The organism is Pantoea sp. PA1 (genome assembly GCF_056856975.1).
The window spans coordinates 1,120,639-1,135,164 of sequence record NZ_JBXGEE010000001.1; the positions used below are offsets into that span (position 1 = coordinate 1,120,639).

Genomic DNA, 14,526 nt, shown 5'->3' on the forward strand with positions numbered 1-14,526 from the left:
TGGGGAGTCTCAGGCCGCATTATGGTGAGTCGTGCTGACATGTGGCAGGGGAACCACGACCGCGACCACCGCGGCATCAGAACCCGGCTTTGCCGGTGGCATTTCGCCAACGTGCTGCAGGATCTGCTGCTGATAGGTTGCATCTTCCACCGTGGTCTGTTCACCCAGCAGTACGCCCGCCTCATTCACGTTTTTGCCTTCGACTTTCATTTTATGTGTGGCGCTGGCCAGCATCCATTCATATTCAATATCAACGTGTCCGCTATCAATACAGCGAATACCGTGCTGACTTAAATCATAGGCCAGCACGGTAGCGGTCGGGCCTAATGAAATTAAGACCAGATCAAAGCTGACCGCCTGCGCTAATACCGTGTCAAAAAGACGATCGTAAACAGAAAAGGCATTACGGTTCAGCGTGGTAATACGTTTCACCTCCAGGGCACCATCCAGTAAATCGTTGCCTAATCCCAGACGTGTTCCGCTGCCTTCCACAATTAATACCCGGCGGCCCTTATAGAGCTGTTTAAATTTATCAAATATCGTCCGGGATAACTGTTTGCCTTTATAGTCGTGATAAGGGCGGGTCACGGAAGTATTTCCATAGCGGTACTGACTATTCAGCAGCGCATCATAATGCCTGAAATAAAAGGATTTATGGAAGAACCAGAACAGGGCCGATCCACTGCGCATATTACGGGTGGTGCGAAAGGCATCGGGCAGACAGATCAGACAGTTCGGGTTGGCCTGTGGCTCCTGCTGCAGCAGGGCCTTCAGCCGCGCAGAGAGGTTCGGATCAAAGGGCTGAAAGCCGATGTTTTTATACCAGGTCATCTCCAGTTCACCGTCACCATAACGGGCCAGCGATAATTGAGGATTACGCAATAACAGGTCAATCGTCTCTTCTATCGACATAACAGAATAACGTTTTACCCGCGCCTGGGCGGCAGGGTAACGAATCGCGGCGTGTATAAATTTAAACGGAAAACGAAGCTTGCGATAAATCGCATTCAATGCGGACATAATTACCTGCCTGAGTTATTGCTGCATGAAAAAAATCCTGCCTGCTGGCCGGATAAACTGGAAAGATAATGCTGATATATATCACAGATAAATTAAGCGGCAGGCTGCGGAAAGTCTGAAATCGTTTTCAGCGCCGGAATGCCTTCCTGCATTAATGTATTAATTATTGCTTTCCGGCCGGTTAAACAGGGCGGTGATAAATGTCTGTCCCGAATAAACGGGCGAAAAATAATTTCGCGCTGCGCCAGTCGGGGCTCGCTGGAAAATAAAAGATGCGGAACAGTCGCGTTGCCAGTTTCAGCAATAAGATTAAACCCTGAACAGGGATTAAAAAGCATTATGATTATTTGACACTCCTTTTAATTCAGCGATGACGCATAAGTGAGCATTACTGAAGCCCGGCTTGTCTGATATTTCTCCACTTTTGAACAAAAGGTGCGATAACCTGCGGCCTGAGCTTAATTTATTGTGATGAATATCGCGTTATTGTCCCTTCCGGAAGCAGAAAAAGCGGCAATACCGGTCTGGATCGGGTGCGGTTAAATAAAATTCATTAATGATTTACGTCTGTACACGTTTTTACATATTTCATGTGTAAGTTAAAATCTCGTTGAAATTATGTTTCACGTTTAACGTTTCTGACGCCGCTAATGACCCGAGGAAGGATCATGATCAATAAAATAACCAGTATAATCATGGTGATACTTGCTATTGCCCTGATTTACATGGGAGGACAACTCCTGCTGGCAGGAGGCAGCGCATTTTATGCGCTGATGGGTGTGGGCGTGCTGCTTAGCGCAGTTCTGCTGTGGATGGAGAAACGCAGCGCGCTGACGCTCTATGCGCTGCTGATGTGGATCACACTGTTCTGGATGATCCGGGAAGTGGGCTTCGATAAGTGGCAGTGGATCCCGCGCGGGGATCTGTTCGGGGTGCTCGGCGTCTGGCTGGCGCTGCCCTGGGTGGTACGTCCTCTGTTTCAGGGACAGCGCCGCTTTCATCCTTTCCTGGGCAGCTCGGTTATTGTGATGCTGCTGCTGGTCGCCGGCCTCTGCTTCTACGATCCGCTGCCGCAGCAGGGGACCATCACGACAGCCCGAAACAACTCCGTCACCGGTGGCGCAGATGAGGAGTGGCGCGCCTATGGCGGGACAGCGGAGGGTAAGCGTTTTTCGGCGCTGAAACAGATCACCAAAGATAACGTGAAAAATCTGGAAGTGGCGTGGACCTATCACACCGGCGATCTGCGTCAGGAGGGCGATGCCACCGAGTACACCTTTGAAGCGACGCCGCTGAAAGCTAATGGCATGCTCTACTTCTGTACGCCGCACAACGAAGTGCATGCGCTTGACCCGGAAACCGGGGCGGTGAAATGGAAAGCCGTCCCGGATAAAAACCGCTCCTGGCTGCAGCAGCATCAGACCTGTCGCGGTGTGAGCTACTTCGATGCCGGTCAGCTGGCGCAGCAGGCGACGGAAAGGGCACCGGCCCTCTGCCGCAAGCGAATTTTTAACGCCACCACCGATGCCCGCCTGCGGGCGCTGGATGCCGACACCGGCAAACCCTGCGCTGACTTCGGCAACAACGGTGAGGTGGATCTGCGCGCTAATATGGGCGAGCTGCGCCCGCACGCACTGATGCAGACGGCCGCACCGCTGGTGGCCGGTAATCTGGTGATTGTGGGCGGTTCGGTCATGGATAACGGGTTCAACACCGGCAATCCGTCAGGTGTCATCCGTGCCTATGATGCGGTCACCGGGCGTCTGGTGTGGAACTTCGATCCGGCTAACCCGGAAAAGAGCGCGCCTGTTGCTGACGCGGTCATCTATCCGCAGGACACCCCGGTCGCCTGGGCAACCCTGAGCGCCGACCTGAAGAACGGTCTGGTCTACGTTCCCTTTGGTAATGCTTCACCGGATGAAGTCGGCACGGCTCGCGATCCGGCCAGTAATACCGAGAAATTCCGTGATGCGCTGGTGGCGCTGGATCTGAAGACCGGTGCTTTCAGGTGGCGTTATCAGAGCGCAAACCACGACCTCTGGGACCGCGATAATCCGTCGCAGCCCTCGCTGGTGGACATCAGCTATCAGGGCAGGCCACAACCGGCGGTGATCCTGCCGACCAAAACCGGCAACCTGTTTGTGCTGAACCGTCTGACCGGCGAGCCGGTATATCCGGTTGAGCAGGTGAAGGTCTCCACGGACGGTATCCCGGGCGAGCAGTATGCGGCAACCCAGCCGGTTTCCAGCCTGAACTTCATTCCGCAGCCGCTGACGGAGAGCGCCATGTGGGGCATTACGCCGTTTGACCAGATGGCCTGCCGCATCACGTTCCGCGAGCTGCGCTATGATGGCAATCCGTGGACGCCGCCAACGGAGAAAGGATCGCTGATCTTCCCCGGCAACATCGGTGTCTTTAACTGGGGCTCTGTCGCTGTCGATCCGCAGCGTCAGATGCTGATAGCGACCCCGGTGCGTCTGGCCTACAAATACAACCTGATTAAACGCACGCCGGAAACGGAAACGCAGCGGACCTTCACCAAAGATGGCACGCCATACTGGAATGAGAACTTCCACGGTGACTACGCGATCCATATTCAGCAGATGGCTTCCGGGCTGGGCATTCCCTGCATTGCGCCGCCGTGGGGACGGATGGTGGGGGTGGATCTCACTACCGGTAAAACCGCGTGGCTGCGCCGCGTCGGCACCACCAAAAACCTGAAGACCCGTTTCCTGCCCGGCCGCTTCCCGCTGGGATTCCCGATGGGCATGGTGGCGCACGGTGGGCCGCTGCTGACGGCGGGTGATCTGGTGTTCCACGGTGCGACGGCGGATAACTTCTTCCGGGCTTACGACAGCACCACCGGCGAACTGCTGTGGCAGACGGAGCTGAGTGCCGGTGCGCAGGCCACGCCATCAACCTTTATGGGTAAAGATGGCCGGCAGTATGTGGTGATTGCGGCGGGGGGGCATGGCTCGCTCGGCACCACGGCGGGCGACAGCGTGGTCGCTTTCCGCCTGAAGTAACCTCAGAGACTGAGCGCCATACGGGCGCTCAGTTTTTTTTACTTTTCAGTCTGCCCGATTCGCCCTCTCTCTCTGCATTACAACCCGTTGTATTACCTTTCTATTCTTCAAGCAAAACCTGCCTGACCGATGATACCGTATCGAAACTATTTCGTGACAGCGCTCGCGGTTTAGCGATTTGCCTGGCCTGTCCGACTTGCGCATTGAGCCGCGAAGCGTAGAGTAAACCATAACTTCACAACTAATCGTTAATATGAAAAGTACTTCACAATACGCACTCTGAAGGATTGACGCTCATGTCGGAACTGAAATTTGCTACCCGTCTTAACTCTTTCGCCTCGGGGGCGCACCTCTACTGGCCCGGCCAGCAGGGCAAGCCCTCGGTACTGCAGATGGTGGCCCGTGCAGGTAAGGTTAAAGGTCTGACGCATCTCGACCTTAACTATCCGCAGCATCTCACCAGCGACATTCCCACGCTGCGCCAGGCGATCAGCGATGCGGGTCTGGCGGTCAACGGGATGCAGATGCGCTGGGATGCGCCCCAGTTCAAAATTGGCGCGTTCACTCATCCTGACGCCAGAGTGCGTCGCGAAGCGATCGAGCTGACCAAACGCGGTATCGACGCCGGTCGGGAGTTTGGTTCCCGGCTGATGACGCTGTGGATGGGGCAGGACGGTTTCGATTACTGCTTTCAGGCGGACTATAAGAAGATCTGGGAGGATGCCGTCAGCGCGGTGCGTGAGGTGGCGGAGTACGCCCCGGATGTGGATGTCAGCATTGAATATAAGCCCAACGAGCCGCGCGCCTACAGCATCTTTCCCAACGCCACCACCTGTCTGCTGGCGGTGGAAGAGGCGGGCTGCGCCAATCTGGGGATCACTCTGGATTTTGCTCACGTGCTGTTTGCCAATGAGATCCCGGCCTTCGCCGCCGCGATGGTGGCACGCCGCTCGCGGTTGCTGGGGCTGGACCTGAATGATGGCTGGGGCAAACGCGACGACGGGCTGATGGTCGGCTCGGTCAATCCACGCGCCACGCTGGAGTTTCTCTGGCAGATGCAGCGCGACGGCTACCGCGGTGCCTACTACTTCGATACGTTCCCGGATGCCAGCGGCCTTGACCCGATTCGGGAAGCGGAAAGCAATATCGCGACCGTCACCCGCTTGCTGAGGTTGTGTGACCAGCTGCATGGCAACGCGGCATTACTGGCGGCCATCGAGCGTCAGGATGCCGTTGCCTCCCAGCAGATCGTCAATGACATCATGCTGGCGCGATAACGGCCCGCTTCTGCGTAACCTGAGTCTGTAGAACAAAAAACGTTACCCACACCCTGAGAATAAAAAAATGAAAAAACGCCTGCTTGCTCTTATCGCCTCATCACTGCTCTGCAGCACCGTCTATGCGGCAGACCTGGCCCCGTTGCAGTCAGATACGGAACCGGATCGTACCGACTGGACGCAGCTCGACAGCAAATATGGTGCCCTGCCAAAAGTCGACAAGGCGCTGAAGATTGGCGGGGTGTCAAAAACCCTGACCAATGAATACTGGCGCTCACTCGGCCAGGGCTACCAGAACGCAGCAAAGAAATATGGCATCACGGTGGCTTATCAGGCGGCGGCTAATGAAGACGATCAGCTTGGTCAGCTGTCGATTGCGGAAACCCTGATCTCGCAGGGCTTCAATGGCCTGCTGGTCTCGCCGCAGACCGACATTAACCTGCAGCCTGCGCTGGAGAGTGCCAGCAGTAAAAATATTCCGGTGGTCAACGTCAATGACGCTGTGATGCCGGATGCGCGCTACTACGTCGGCAACGTCCAGAAAGATAACGGCGTGCGGGTAGCAAAATGGTTTATTCAGCACCATCCGCAGGGCGGCAAAGTGGCGGTCATTGAAGGGCAGCCGGGGGTGTATGCCGCCGGTCAGCGAACCCGTGGATTCAAAGAGACGCTGGACAGCGCCGGGAAGTTCACCATTGTCGCCAGCGTGCCGGCGAACTGGAGTCGCGAGCAGGCCTTTAATGCCGCGTCGACCATTCTGCAGCAGCACCCTGATCTGATCGGCATCTACGCCAACAACGACACGATGGCGCTGGGCGTGGTGGAAGCGGTGCGTGCGCAGAACAAAGCGTCACAGGTGGCGATTTTTGGCACCGACGGCATTTCTGATGCTTACGCCTCGATTAAACGCGGTGAACTCACCGGCACGGTAGACAGCTTTCCGGTTCTTACCGGTGAAGTGGCAATGGACGTCATGATCCGTCTGATCAACGGTCAGAAGCTGTCGCGTGTGGTTTCAACGCCTCAGGCGCTGATTACCAAAGAGAATGTCGACGCGTTCTCAACCAAAGATAACGCGCGGTTGCGTCAGTTGCTGGTTCAGCAATAAGTCAGCGGGAGCGGGTATGGAACAGTTTCGCTTAATGATGCGCGGCATCAGTAAAAGTTACGGTAACGCCGCCGCGCTGCAGGATGTCGATTTTACGGTGCGGCCCGGCGAGGTGCATGCGCTGATCGGAGAAAATGGCGCGGGCAAGTCGACGCTGCTGAACATCCTCTCCGGCGTACGCGGCGCGGACAGCGGAGAGATCAGCGTCAACGGCAACCGGGTTCAGATCCGCAGCCCCCTCAGCGCCCGGCAGGCCGGGATTGCGATGATCCATCAGGAGTTGCAGCACGTTCCGGAGCTTTCCGTCGCGCAGAACATGTTTCTGGGTCGCCCGATAACCTGCGCCGGAGGCTTATGGGTGAATAAAAAAGCGCAGCTGGCGCGGGCTGCGCTGATTCTGAAGACGCTGGATCCCACTATCGATCCCGATACGCCGATCCGGAATCTCAAAGTGTCGCAGCAGCAGATTGTTGAGATTGCCCGTGCGCTGCTGGACGACGCAAAAATCATCGCGATGGATGAGCCAACCTCCAGCCTGACGCCACGGGAGTTTGACCGTCTGGCCGAGCTGATTGGCGATCTGAAGTCGACGGGCGTTTCGCTGATCTACGTGTCGCACAAGATGAATGAGATTTTCCGGGTCTGCGACCGCGCGACCATTATGCGTGACGGTAAGCAGGTCGGCGTGGTCAATATCCGTGAGGAGAATGAAGAGAGCATCGTCGCGAAGATGGTCGGACGGAAGATCGACAAACTCCATCATCAGACGTTTGTCAGCGATCGCGAAGTGCTGCGGGTCGAGGATCTGACGCGCGGCAAGGAGGTGGTTGGGGCGAACTTCAGCGTGCGGGCTGGCGAGGTGCTGGGGATCGCCGGGCTGGTCGGCGCGGGTCGCACTGAACTGCTGAAGCTGATTGCCGGTATTGACCGGCGTACGCGCGGCTCAGTGAGCGTCAATGGCAACCCGGTGCAGAACCACAACGTGCGCGCCGCCATTAAGGCGGGCATTGGCCTGGTGCCGGAAGATCGCAAAAAAGAGGGCATCATCAAAGAGCGGGCCGTGAAGATGAATATGGCGCTGCCATCGATGCACCGTTTCACGTTGGCGGGGCTGATGAACCAGGCCCGGCTCGATCGGGAAGCGCTGCGCGTAATGGGCGATCTGAAGCTGCGCCCGCTCGATATCGAAAAAACCATCGGCACGCTGAGCGGCGGTAATCAGCAAAAGGTGATCATCGGCCGCTGGGTGGCGGCGGACGCCAATGTGTTTCTGTTTGATGAGCCGACGCGTGGCATCGACATTGGCGCCAAGTCTGAGATCTATCATCTGATTGAAAAGCTGGCGCAGTCGGGCAAAGCCATTGTGGTGGTCTCATCAGAGATGACCGAGATTATGCGCATCTCAGACCGGGTGCTGGTGATGCGGGAAGGGCGGATCACCCGAGAGCTTACCGGCAGCGCCATCACCGAAGAGAACATTGCCCGTTATGCCATTAAAGAGAGCGACCAGCCTGCCTGACCGCTTACCTGACATTCACCAAGGTGATAACTATGACCACTCAGACCTCTACCGGGCCGGATACCCGTCCTGCGCTGCGGCTTAAATTTAACGTACGGGATGCCGGTACCTTAATCGGCTTACTGATTATCGCGGTGACATTTTCGTTTCTGTCGCCGGTGTTTTTCACACTGCCAAATCTGCTGAACATTCTGCAGCAGTCTTCGATCAACGCCCTGATTGCACTGGGCATGACGCTGGTGATCATCTCCGGCGGGATTGACCTTTCGGTCGGCCCCACCGCGGCTCTCTCGGCGGTGCTCGGGGCGACCCTGATGGCGTCAGGTGTACCGGTGCCGCTGGCGATCCTCGCCACGCTGGGCGTCGGCGCGATGTGTGGTCTGTTCAGTGGGTCACTCATCGCTTATGCCGGGCTGCAGCCGTTTATTGTGACACTGGGTGGCCTGTCGCTGTTCCGGGCCATTGCGCTGATCTCGACCGGCGGAAATCCGGTTTTCGGTATTCCGCTGGCGTTTCGCAGCCTGATCAACAGCACGATTTTAGGTATCCCGACCCCCATCGTGATTGTGGCGATCATCGCGCTGCTGCTGTGGACGGTCATGAATAAAACCCCGCTGGGGGAATATATTCTGGCGATTGGCGGCAACGAAGAGGCGGCACGGGTCGCCGGTGTGCCCGTGAAGCGCACCAAGGTGACGGTTTACATCTTCTCCGGCCTGCTGGCCTCACTGGCCGCGCTGATTCTGATTGGTCGTTTGGGTGCTGCCGAGCCAACCATCGGTAACCTGTGGGAGCTGGACGCTATCGCGGCGGCGGCCATTGGTGGGGCTTCACTGATGGGGGGGAAAGGGAGCATTTTCGGGACGCTGATTGGCGTGGTGATCCTCGGCGTGCTGCGTAATGGCTTGACCTTGCTGAATATTCAGGCCTTTTACCAATTGCTCGCTACCGGCCTTATTATTATCATAGCGATGTTGATTGACCGGGCGACCCGAGGCAGGTAATGAAGCAAGATCCGCGAGCCATTGGTGCTCAGATTCGTATGCGTTTGCCCCAGCTGACGCCGTTAGAACGTCGGGTGGCTGAGGCCATCATTGCCCGAACCGACATTACCGAGCAGTCATCCTTAAAAGAGATTGCGCAGGAAAATAATGTCTCTGAAGCGATGATCGTTAAGATCACCAAAAAGCTTAACTTCACCGGCTTCAGACATTTCAGAAGTGGTCTGATCTATTACAACCAGTCTGAAGTGGCGGGGCTGCATGCGGAAATTGAGCCGGATGATTCGTCGGAGCAGTTGCTGGCCAAAGTGTTCAGAACCTCAATCCAGGCGATTGAAGAGACCTTATCAATTCTGGATGTTTCTGAGTTCAATCGGGCGGCGGACATTATCTTTAAAGCGCGTCATATCGATCTCTATGCCGTTGGCGGTTCTGCCGCCGTCGCGCGGGATCTGTCACACAAGATGCTGAAGATAGGCATCAAGTCGACCGCCTATGATGACGCCCATATCATGCTGATGTCAGCCGCCGTGTTATCTGATGACGATGTGGTTATCGCCATCAGCCACTCGGGTGCAACACGCGCAGTGAACGATCCGGTCAAACTGGCGGGAAGAAATGGTGCGAAAGTGATCGCCATTACCAACTACGCCGAATCGCCGATCGCGCAGAGTGCGCATGTGGTCCTCAATTCAACCTCTCAGGGATCGCATCTGTTGGGTGAAAACGCCGCGTCACGCATCGCCCAGCTCAATATTCTGGACGCGCTGTTTGTCGCTATCGCCAAGAAAGATCTGAAGCGGGCGGAGAAGAACCTGATGAAAACCCAGCATGCGGTTCAGGATCTGCGGGAATTCTAGCTATGAGCAAAATTGCAGTCACCGGCAGTCTTCATTACGACATTATGCTGGACGCGCCTCATCGTCCGGAGAAAGGCGAAACGGTGATGGGCAGTGCCTGTCACTATAAGTCTGGCGGCAAGGGCGGAAATCAGGCGGTGGCGGCGGCCCGGGCGGGGGCTGCGGTGCGGTTCGCCGGTTCGGTGGGACGCGATCAGCAGGGCCAGTTTCTGCGGGACTTTCTGCAGCAGGCTGGCGTCGATTGCACGGCGGTGAGTGTGATCGAGGCGATACCTTCCGGTATGAGTGTCGCGATTACCGATGCCGAAGGGGATTACGGTGCCGTCGTGGTGTCCAATGCCAATCAGCACATTCCGCTGGAGACTTTCGAACAGCCAGGCTTCTGGCAGGATGTCTCTCTGCTTGTGCTGCAAAACGAGGTGCCGGAAGCGGTCAATCTTTGTGCGGCCCGGGCGGCGCAACAGCGAGGGATTAGGGTCTGCGTCAATGCCGCGCCCGCACGCCCCCTGTCGGCGGCGTTTGAAGCGTGTATCGACCTGCTGGTGGTCAATGCCATTGAAGCGCGCGATATGTGCGGGATAAGCGTACAGGATCTGACGTCAGCCCGCGCGGCCGCGGAATCGCTGGCGGGACGCTTTGCCAGGGTGGTCGTGACCGCAGGGGAACACGGCGTCGCTTTCAGCGAGGCGGGAGAGACGCACACGCTGGTGGCGCAGAAGGTGACGCTGGTCAGCACCCATGGTGCCGGGGACTGTTTTGTCGGTGTGTTGTGTCAGCGTCTGAGCATCGGGGCAACGCTGAGAGAAGCGGCAGAAGAGGCTAACCGAGCGGCTGCCGAACACGTTTCCCGGCAGCCACACTGATCGAGACGTGTGCCACGTCACTGACGTGGCACACAAATTCCATCAGCCGCCGACCTTCACTACGGTCTTGCCGAAGTTTTTGCCGTTCAGCATATCGATAAACGCCTGTGGCGCGTTCTCTAATCCCTCAATCATGTGCTCGCGATAGTGGATCTTTTTGCTCTCCACCAGCGGCGTCATCGCCTTCAGGAACTCAGGGTAGCGGTCGCCGTAATCCTGAAAGATGATAAAGCCCTGCATACGGATACGACGTTTCAGGATACCCGCCATGATCAGGGAGGTTCTGTCCGGGCCTTCCGGCAGCTCGCGCTGGCTGTACGCCGACACCAGACCACAGACCGGCACACGCGCGGCGGTGTTCAGCAGGGGGAACACGGCATCAAAGACTTTACCGCCCACGTTTTCGAAATAGATATCGATGCCATCCGGGCAGGCGTTCTTCAGCTGCTCTTCAAAGTCGGCACTGTGGTGATCGAGGCAGGCATCAAAGCCCAGGGTTTCAATGGCATAACGGCATTTTTCTTCACCGCCCGCCACACCGACCACGCGACAGCCTTTCTGTTTCCCCAGCTGGCCCACCGTTGCGCCGACCGGACCGGTTGCGGCGGCGACCACCAGGGTTTCACCGGCTTTCGGCTGGCCGATGTCCATCAAGCCCATATAGGCGGTAAAGCCTGGCATACCGAGAATGCCCAGCGCCCAGGAAGGGTTGGGCAGGTCGTTGCCCAGCTTCGCGATCTCTTTGCCATCGGAAACGGCATACTCCTGCCAGCCATTCTGCGACAGGACCCAGTCGCCTTTATGAAACTCGCTGTTTTTTGATTCGGCCACCTGACAGACGGTGCCGCCCACCATCGGCTGATCCAGCTCTGCTGGCGGGGCGTAGGATTTCCCCTCATCCATCCGGCCACGCATGTAGGGATCGAGCGACAGGTAGATCGTCTTCAGCAGAATTTCACCCTCTTTCAGTTCCGGCACGGGCTGCGCCACATGGCGGAAATTCTCTTTGGTCGGCTCGCCGTGTGGGCGTGAAGCCAGTAACCAGGCGTGATTCTGAGGCGCGTGTTCAGTCATATTGTCATCCTTTTATGGCCTGGCAATGCACAGGGCATCGCCGTATGAATACCGGAAAAGTGTAGATGACGGAGAGGGGAATGCCTTTAGCACGATGAGCGGCAGACCGTTCCCCTCATCAGCGATTGCAGCGTTGCGGGCGGGGTGACACAGCGTCTGTCAGGCGATGACGGCCCCTTGCCCGGACAGCGTGATATTCACATTCGCTTGCAAAATCGCGCCCTGATTAAACTGCTTCGCGCGATTCTGCAGCGCATCCGGGGCCACGGGACGGGCGGATGAGTGTGATAGAACTCAGTAAACAGAGAGGAGAGAGAACCATGCACATTCAGCACATGCGAATCGCACGGCCGGTTACCAGCCTGACAGAAATGTCTCAGCGCTATTGTCACGGGTTAGGATTGCAGAAAATCGGTGCCTTTACCGACCATGAGGGATTCAGTGGCGTGATGCTGGGCGCGCCGGGTCTGGCCTGGCATCTGGAATTTACGCAGTCACTTACGCATCCCCTGACGCCGTCACCGTCGCAAGAGGATCTGCTGGTGCTTTACCTGCCGCATCGGCCTGACTGGCTGGCCCGTTGCGCCGCGATGGATGAGGCAGGATTCCGGCGGGTGCCTTCTTTTAATCCTTACTGGGATCGGCAGGGCGTGACATTCAGTGACGATGATGGTTATCGTGTGGTAATTCAGCATGCAGCCTGGCATGTCGAAAGCTGATCTTTTAATGAAACGGAGTGTCCCCTGAACATACTTTGCTTCCACACCGCGGCCAGTAACATTGCGATTTTTGATGCTGCTGCCGCCTCGCTGGCGCGTCACACCCCGCCGCTGAATCATCTGGTCATGCCTGCACTGCTGGCTGAGGCCGAAGAGCGCGGCGGGATGGACAGTGACTTACGTCTGCGGATGGCCCGGCTGATTGAGGGCGTGCTGCCGCAGTTTGATGCCATTCTGATCACCTGTTCGACGCTGGCCCCGGTAGCTGACGATTTCCCCGTGCAGGACAGGGTCATGCGCACCGACAAAATGCTGGCGGAGGCGCTGCATCGCCAGGCGGGGCCTGCGGTGGCGCTCTGCGCGGCAGAATCGACCGTGGCGGCCACCCGGGCGCTGTTCTGTCAGCCCGGCACGCAGGTGAACACGGAGCTGGTGGCGGGGGCATGGGATGCCTTTAAGGCGGGTAACACGACCCGCTATTTTAACCTGATTGCGGCGGCGGCAGAACGGGCCTATCAGCAGGGCGCGGTGGCGGTGGCTCTGGCGCAAAGTTCAATGACGCCGGTGGCGCAGCGGTTTCCCGCCACACAGCGTCCGCTCACCGGCCCCGATCTGGCGCTGCAGGCCTGCTACGATCTCAGATAACTGTGACACCCTGCCGGGTCAGCGCCTGCTGTAACGGCTCATCCGGCGGCGTTTCCACGACCAGGGTTGAAGCAAGCGACAACTCGCCAATGGCAAAAGGAGAGGCGGCGTTCAGCTTCTCTGCTGACGCCAGCACCACGGTTTCCGCTGCGCGTCCGGCCAGTGCCCGCTTCACCGTGGCCTCTTCGAAATTACCGGTGGTCAGTCCGGCAGCCGGGTGCACACCGGTGACACCCATAAAGAAGAGATCGGCGTTGATGCGACTTATCGACTCCAGCATCGCGGCGCCCACCGTCACCACGGAGTGTTTATAGAGCTGCCCGCCAATCAGGATAATCTCCACCTGCGGATGATCGACCAGCGCCAGTGCCACGCTCGGGCTGTGCGTCACGGCGGTGAAGCTCAGCGTCGGCGGTAAGCGTCGCACCAGTTCCGCGCTGGTGGTGCCGCCATCAATGAGTACGATCTGCCCCGGCTGGATCAGCGAAACCGCCTTTTGCGCGATCGCCTGCTTCGACGCGGTCTGCACGTTTTTGCGTGTTTCAAAGGTGCCCAGCGCGGCAGAGACCGGCAGGGCACCGCCATGCACCCGTTGCAGCAAACCCTCTGCCGCCAGCTCACGCAGGTCACGGCGGATGGAGTCCTCAGAAAGGCCGAACCGCTGGCTGAGATCGCGCGACTGCACCTGTTTTTCACGGGCGAGCAGCGCCAGTATTGCCTGTTTCCGCTGGCTGGAAAGCATCGTTGTCCTCTGCATGATTTTTCTTGAATGTGCACGATTGTGCATGATAGCGTGAAGGCTGTCTATCACTCCCGGAGCCTGTCATGCCGCAAGCCTCTTCCCGTGTGCGTATCCTCAATGAGCAGTTGCTGTCAGATAACTGGTATACCCTGAAAAAATATACGTTCTCACTGCTGCGCCGCGATGGTCGCTGGCAGGAGCAGAGCCGTGAAGCTTATGACCGTGGTAACGGCGCGGCGATTCTGCTCTACAACCGTGAAAAACGCAGCGTGGTGCTGACCCGCCAGTTCCGTTTCCCCATCTTCCTCAATGGACACGATGGCTTCCTGATCGAGGCGGCGGCTGGTTTGCTGGATAACGCGTCGCCGGAAGCCCGGATTGTTGCAGAAGCCGAAGAGGAGACCGGATATCGGGTAACCCGGGTAGAGAAGGTGTTTGAAGCCTTTATGAGTCCCGGCTCCGTTACCGAGAAGCTCTATTTCTTTATTGCCGAATATGGGGATCAGCCGCGAAGCGGTGAGGGCGGCGGCATCGAAGAGGAGGGCGAGGATATTGAGGTGCTGGAGCTTGATTTCGATCAGGCGCTCAGGGCGATTGACCAGGGCGAAATCATGGATGCCAAGACCATCATGCTGCTGCAGCATCTGCGGCTGAAGGGCATTTTATAAGTTA

Annotated in this window: 14 protein-coding genes; 10 read left to right on the forward strand and 4 right to left on the reverse strand. The window is 57.5% G+C overall.

Annotated features, from left to right (window positions below; genetic code table 11):
* Positions 1 to 9 precede the first annotated feature (9 nt).
* Both AC1V0D_RS05525 and AC1V0D_RS05530 read right to left on the reverse strand, forming a co-directional pair.
* Positions 10 to 1,020: a GT-D fold domain-containing glycosyltransferase gene (locus AC1V0D_RS05525; RefSeq protein ID WP_267369337.1), complete on the reverse strand. Its 1,011-nt coding sequence runs from the start codon at positions 1,018 to 1,020 to the stop codon at positions 10 to 12.
* A 92-nt stretch (positions 1,021 to 1,112) separates the two neighbouring features.
* Positions 1,113 to 1,358: a hypothetical protein gene (locus AC1V0D_RS05530; RefSeq protein WP_267369336.1), complete on the reverse strand. Its 246-nt coding sequence runs from the start codon at positions 1,356 to 1,358 to the stop codon at positions 1,113 to 1,115.
* 330 nt (positions 1,359 to 1,688) lie between these two features.
* On the opposite strand from AC1V0D_RS05530, the gene AC1V0D_RS05535 reads away from it, so the two are divergent.
* The 7 genes from AC1V0D_RS05535 to AC1V0D_RS05565 all read left to right on the forward strand — a co-directional run bounded on the left by AC1V0D_RS05535 (position 1,689) and on the right by AC1V0D_RS05565 (position 10,674).
* Positions 1,689 to 4,046, forward strand: coding sequence for a membrane-bound PQQ-dependent dehydrogenase, glucose/quinate/shikimate family (locus AC1V0D_RS05535; RefSeq protein ID WP_482907084.1), 2,358 nt, complete (start codon positions 1,689 to 1,691; stop codon positions 4,044 to 4,046).
* A 296-nt stretch (positions 4,047 to 4,342) separates the two neighbouring features.
* A complete protein-coding gene (locus tag AC1V0D_RS05540) occupies positions 4,343 to 5,323 on the forward strand; it encodes a TIM barrel protein (protein WP_058958215.1) in 981 nt (326 codons plus the stop codon).
* Between the two features lie 67 nt (positions 5,324 to 5,390).
* Positions 5,391 to 6,431, forward strand: coding sequence for a sugar ABC transporter substrate-binding protein (locus AC1V0D_RS05545; protein ID WP_009090224.1), 1,041 nt, complete (start codon positions 5,391 to 5,393; stop codon positions 6,429 to 6,431).
* A gap of 16 nt (positions 6,432 to 6,447) precedes the next feature.
* Positions 6,448 to 7,950: a sugar ABC transporter ATP-binding protein gene (locus AC1V0D_RS05550; RefSeq protein ID WP_482907085.1), complete on the forward strand. Its 1,503-nt coding sequence runs from the start codon at positions 6,448 to 6,450 to the stop codon at positions 7,948 to 7,950.
* A 32-nt stretch (positions 7,951 to 7,982) separates the two neighbouring features.
* A complete protein-coding gene (locus tag AC1V0D_RS05555) occupies positions 7,983 to 8,954 on the forward strand; it encodes an ABC transporter permease (protein WP_482907086.1) in 972 nt (323 codons plus the stop codon).
* Positions 8,954 to 9,811, forward strand: a complete 858-nt coding sequence (locus AC1V0D_RS05560) for a MurR/RpiR family transcriptional regulator (protein WP_009090221.1) — start codon at positions 8,954 to 8,956, stop codon at positions 9,809 to 9,811. The genes AC1V0D_RS05555 and AC1V0D_RS05560 overlap by 1 nt, the downstream gene beginning before the upstream one ends.
* 2 nt (positions 9,812 to 9,813) lie before the next feature.
* Positions 9,814 to 10,674 (forward strand): PfkB family carbohydrate kinase, encoded by an 861-nt coding sequence (locus AC1V0D_RS05565; protein WP_046101822.1) that lies wholly within the window; start codon positions 9,814 to 9,816, stop codon positions 10,672 to 10,674.
* Positions 10,675 to 10,716: 42 nt separating this feature from the next.
* On the opposite strand, the gene AC1V0D_RS05570 is transcribed toward AC1V0D_RS05565, so the two are convergent.
* The gene (locus AC1V0D_RS05570; RefSeq protein WP_009090219.1) at positions 10,717 to 11,748 is read right to left on the reverse strand and encodes an NADP-dependent oxidoreductase; all 1,032 of its coding nucleotides are present in this window, start codon (positions 11,746 to 11,748) and stop codon (positions 10,717 to 10,719) included.
* A gap of 320 nt (positions 11,749 to 12,068) precedes the next feature.
* On the opposite strand from AC1V0D_RS05570, the gene AC1V0D_RS05575 reads away from it, so the two are divergent.
* Both AC1V0D_RS05575 and AC1V0D_RS05580 read left to right on the forward strand, forming a co-directional pair.
* Complete coding sequence (locus AC1V0D_RS05575; protein WP_167430839.1) at positions 12,069 to 12,467, forward strand: VOC family protein; 399 nt, start codon at positions 12,069 to 12,071, stop codon at positions 12,465 to 12,467.
* 126 nt (positions 12,468 to 12,593) lie between these two features.
* A complete protein-coding gene (locus AC1V0D_RS05580; protein ID WP_482907087.1) occupies positions 12,594 to 13,112 on the forward strand; it encodes a glutamate racemase in 519 nt (172 codons plus the stop codon).
* Here the strand turns inward: AC1V0D_RS05580 and AC1V0D_RS05585 are convergent.
* Positions 13,105 to 13,854 (reverse strand): DeoR/GlpR family DNA-binding transcription regulator, encoded by a 750-nt coding sequence (locus tag AC1V0D_RS05585; RefSeq protein WP_140028690.1) that lies wholly within the window; start codon positions 13,852 to 13,854, stop codon positions 13,105 to 13,107. The genes AC1V0D_RS05580 and AC1V0D_RS05585 overlap by 8 nt on opposite strands.
* Before the next feature lie 83 nt (positions 13,855 to 13,937).
* Here AC1V0D_RS05585 and AC1V0D_RS05590 point away from each other — a divergent pair, with 83 nt between their 5' ends.
* A complete protein-coding gene (locus tag AC1V0D_RS05590; protein ID WP_140028542.1) occupies positions 13,938 to 14,522 on the forward strand; it encodes an NUDIX domain-containing protein in 585 nt (194 codons plus the stop codon).
* Positions 14,523 to 14,526 lie beyond the last annotated feature (4 nt).